Annotated in this window: 4 protein-coding genes; 1 reads left to right on the forward strand and 3 read right to left on the reverse strand. The window is 62.3% G+C overall.

Going from position 1 to position 3730, the window contains the following annotated elements:
* The coding region (locus JWR14_RS18175) for an MFS transporter (RefSeq protein ID WP_299709498.1) at positions 1-301 on the reverse strand (301 nt) is incomplete at its 3' end.
* Positions 302-541: 240 nt separating this feature from the next.
* Here JWR14_RS18175 and JWR14_RS18180 point away from each other — a divergent pair.
* Positions 542-994: a hypothetical protein gene (locus JWR14_RS18180; protein WP_299709499.1), complete on the forward strand. Its 453-nt coding sequence runs from the start codon at positions 542-544 to the stop codon at positions 992-994.
* On the opposite strand, the gene pdeM is transcribed toward JWR14_RS18180, so the two are convergent.
* The gene (pdeM, locus tag JWR14_RS18185) at positions 985-1653 is read right to left on the reverse strand and encodes a ligase-associated DNA damage response endonuclease PdeM (RefSeq protein ID WP_299709501.1); all 669 of its coding nucleotides are present in this window, start codon (positions 1651-1653) and stop codon (positions 985-987) included. The two genes, JWR14_RS18180 and pdeM, sit on opposite strands and share 10 nt — an antisense overlap.
* Positions 1650-3730: ligase-associated DNA damage response DEXH box helicase (locus JWR14_RS18190; RefSeq protein ID WP_299709502.1), on the reverse strand; the 2081-nt coding region annotated here is incomplete at its 5' end. The genes JWR14_RS18190 and pdeM, both read right to left, overlap by 4 nt.

A 3730-nucleotide genomic window follows, 5' to 3' on the forward strand; every position in this document is an offset into this window, starting at 1 on the left:
TCAGAATGCGCGCCACCATCAGCATCCAGTAACCCGGTGCAATGGCGCACAGCAGATTGCCGACGATAAACACGCCCATCAGGCTCATCAGCGCTTTCTTGCGCGGCATTTTCGCGGTGACGATAGCCAGAATGGGCGCGCCGATAGTCACGCCCAGCGCATAGCCCGACACAAGCATGCCGGCCGCGGGGATGGACACCCCGAGATCCCGCGCGACGTTGGGCAACAGGCCCATGATGACGAATTCGGTCGTGCCGATACCGAACGCGGCAATGGCGAGGGCGAGAAGGGGCAGAGGCATGGGGTGAGCGGTGACTGAGTGCTGGCCGGTCGCGCGCTATCGGGGTGAAGAACGCTGGCTCGGGCGAGCTGAAGGGATCAAATTGTACCGAACGTTGTTGGGTTTGCTTGGTGAAAACCCTGAGAGTTGTGCAGTTGATTCAACGAGTTGCGTTTTCAGCCTTGCGCGGGCCGATCGGTGTTGCTTTTTGCCATCGGGCGGACTAGGTTGCGGGTTCCTGCTGTTCAACCAAGGACCTTCATGACCGCGCTACGGCATTTTTTTCCGTTGATGGTTGCCGCGCTGCTGACATTCGCGGTCGTGCCGGGGGCGTTTGCTCAGGAAGCCGACGCGAGTGCGGGGCCTATCCGCACCACGGGCGGCAGCGTGGCCTTCGTTCAACAGGGAGCCATTATCGAAGCCCAAATCGATGGCAAACCGTTCGATAAGCTGAACGCTCGCCGCATTGTGCATTTCGAGGAGCCGTCGGGAGCGCGGATGATTGTCGAGGCATTCGATACCGGCGCACCCGAACTCGTTCTCTACGATTTCACCAAGCGCCCGCCTGCGGTAGAGCGCATGACGAAGCGCATGAAACTCACCGGGGTTTTCTGGCAGCGAGATGAAGTGGTGCTGAGAAGTGCAGACGGCTGGTACAGGTTCCAGCGCGGCACGCTGACGAAACTGACGTCATCGAAAACGACTTACCACTGAGTCCGCACCGCCATCACGCGTTCGCCCGCGACCACGAAAATCCGCTCGCCGCGGGCGCTTTCGTTCACTTCGAAGCCGCCGGTAAAACCGCCGAACGCGGGCAGCACGCCAGCATCGGCACCAAAACGAAAACACGGCAATCTCGCGCTATCGAACCGCGTGGCGACGCGGTACACCGGATGTTCATGCCCCGCCAACGCATACGCACCCGCCACGCGCTGCGGGTAATGGCACAGCGCCCAAGGCCCGAGCCTGTACGGCTCTTCGACCACGTCGACCGCGAGCATGTCGGGCGGCCCGCCGGCATGGCGATCATGATTGCCTTCCACGAGAATCAGCCGCATGCCGGCATGCCGCTCGCGCCACTCGGTCAGCGCACCGAGCGTACTTGACGCATGCGACTCGCGCGCATGCAACAGGTCGCCGAGAAACACGATCGTCACCGGCCGATGCATCAGGATCAGGGCGTCCAGACGCGCAAGCGTTTCCCCCGTCGAGCCTTCCGGCACCGGAATGCCTCGGGCGCGAAACACAGCGTCCTTGCCGATATGCGCATCGGCGACGAACAATACTTGCCGCACCGGATCGAACGCCGCCCGCGCCGCCGACAACACCAGCGCATGTCCGCCAACATCCACCGTCAACGCCTCGAGCATCATGCGCGCGCCGCCTTTTCCAGATCGGCAAGCATGCGTGCGACACGATCGGACATCTTCTCCGTGCTCACCTTCTCCCGCAACCGCGCGATGATCAGCGGAAACGCAAACGGCGTCGGCTTCTTCGGGCGCGTCAGCGCGAGCCGGCTCGCGCTCATGCTCTTGAGCGCGGCCCGTATTCTGTCAAGTTCGAGTTCCTGCAACATGACCTCTTCCTCAGCCTGCGCAAGCAGCAGGTTGCCGCTGTCGTGCCGGCGAAAAACTTCATAGAAAAGTCCGCTCGATGCCTGCAGTTGCCGCGCGCTTTTTTGTTGCCCCGGATGGCCCTGGAAGATCAGCCCGGACACCCGCGCGATCTCGCGAAAACGCCGTGCCGCAAGCTCGGACGAATTGAGGCTGGCGAGAATGTCGTGTTCCAGATTATCGGGCGAAAAAAGTCCGTCCTGTATGAACGTCTCCCAGTCGAAGGGTTGTGCTGACAACAACTCGAAGCCGTAATCGTTCATCGATATGGAGAACGTACTCGGTCGATCGCGCGCCACGCGCCAGCCGATCAGAGACCCAAGCCCGACGTGCGCCATCCGTCCCGCAAACGGATAACAGAACAAGTGATGCCCCTCGCGCGAACGAATCAGCTCGACCAGCAACACACCGGGCTCGGGCAGCGCCGACCACTTCGCCTGCAGTTCGAGCAGCGGCCGCACGGCTTGCATCTCCGGTTCGTCGTAGATGCCGTTCACGGCGCGCGCGAGCATCATCAGCGTGGCATCGGCGAGTTCGGAAGAGAGCGGCATCTTGCTGCCGGCCCATTGCGGCATCGCGCCGCGTGAGGACGTCGCGCGTTTTACGTACGCCGTCATCTCGCGCACGCGCACGAGTTCAAGCGCGCGGCCGCCGAACGTGAATACGTCGCCGGGCTTCAGACGCGAGACGAACGACTCTTCCATCGCACCAATCCGGCCACCCGTCATATATGCAATGTTGATGGTCGCGTTCGCCACGATCGTGCCCACGTTGTTGCGGTGACGCCGGACCAGATCCTCGCGCGGCACGCGATACACACCATCAGCATCGAGCGTCACGCGATGAAAGTCGGGATACGCTGCGAGTGAGGTACCGCCGCGTTCGACGAACGTCAGCGCCCAGTCGAATTCCTGCTGCGTCAGGTCGCGATACGCGTATGTCGTGCGTACTTCATCGAAGAGTTCGTGCGCCTTGAAGCCGCCGCCTATCGCGATGGTCACAAGATGCTGGACGAGCACATCGAGAGGCTTGTCGGGCATCTCGCGGCCTTCTATGCGGCGTTGCTCGACGGCCCAGCGTGCCGCCGCTGCTTCCACGAGTTCGAGCGCGTGCGTCGGTACGATGGTCACCCGCGATGCCCGTCCCGGCGCATGTCCCGAGCGTCCGGCGCGCTGCATCAAGCGCGCGACGCCTTTGGGCGAACCGATCTGGAATACGCGATCGACTGGCAGGAAGTCGACGCCTAGATCGAGGCTCGACGTACAGACCACCGCTTTCAACTGGCCATTTTTAAGGCCGAGTTCGACCCACTCGCGGACTTCGTGATCGAGCGACCCGTGATGCAATGCGATCAAACCCGCCCAGTCGGGACGCGCTTCAAGCAGCGCCTGATACCAGACTTCGGCTTGCGAACGCGTATTGGTGAAGACGAGCGAACTGCGCGCATGGTCGATCTCGGCAGCGACAGGTCCAACCTGACGCGTGCCGAGATGACCACCCCATGGAAAACGTTCGATGGTGTCGGGAATCAGCGTATCGACGAGCAGCGTTTTCGGCTGTGCGCCGCGCACCACGACACGCGGCGTTTTCACCGGCGCGAGCAACGCGTCGCGGGCGAGATCGAGATTGCCAAGCGTCGCCGATAACCCCCACACCTGTAAATCGGGCCGCCAGTGCGCAAGACGAGCGAGGGCGAGTTGCGTTTGCGTGCCGCGTTTATTCCCAAGCAGCTCATGCCACTCATCGACCACAACCAGCCGCACGTGCTTCATCTCGTCTGCGCCGTTTGCACGTGTGAGCATCAACGTGAGACTTTCGGGCGTGGTGACCAGCGCGC

Source organism: Caballeronia sp. (assembly GCF_028292365.1).
Taxonomy (GTDB): Bacteria; Pseudomonadota; Gammaproteobacteria; order Burkholderiales; family Burkholderiaceae; genus Caballeronia.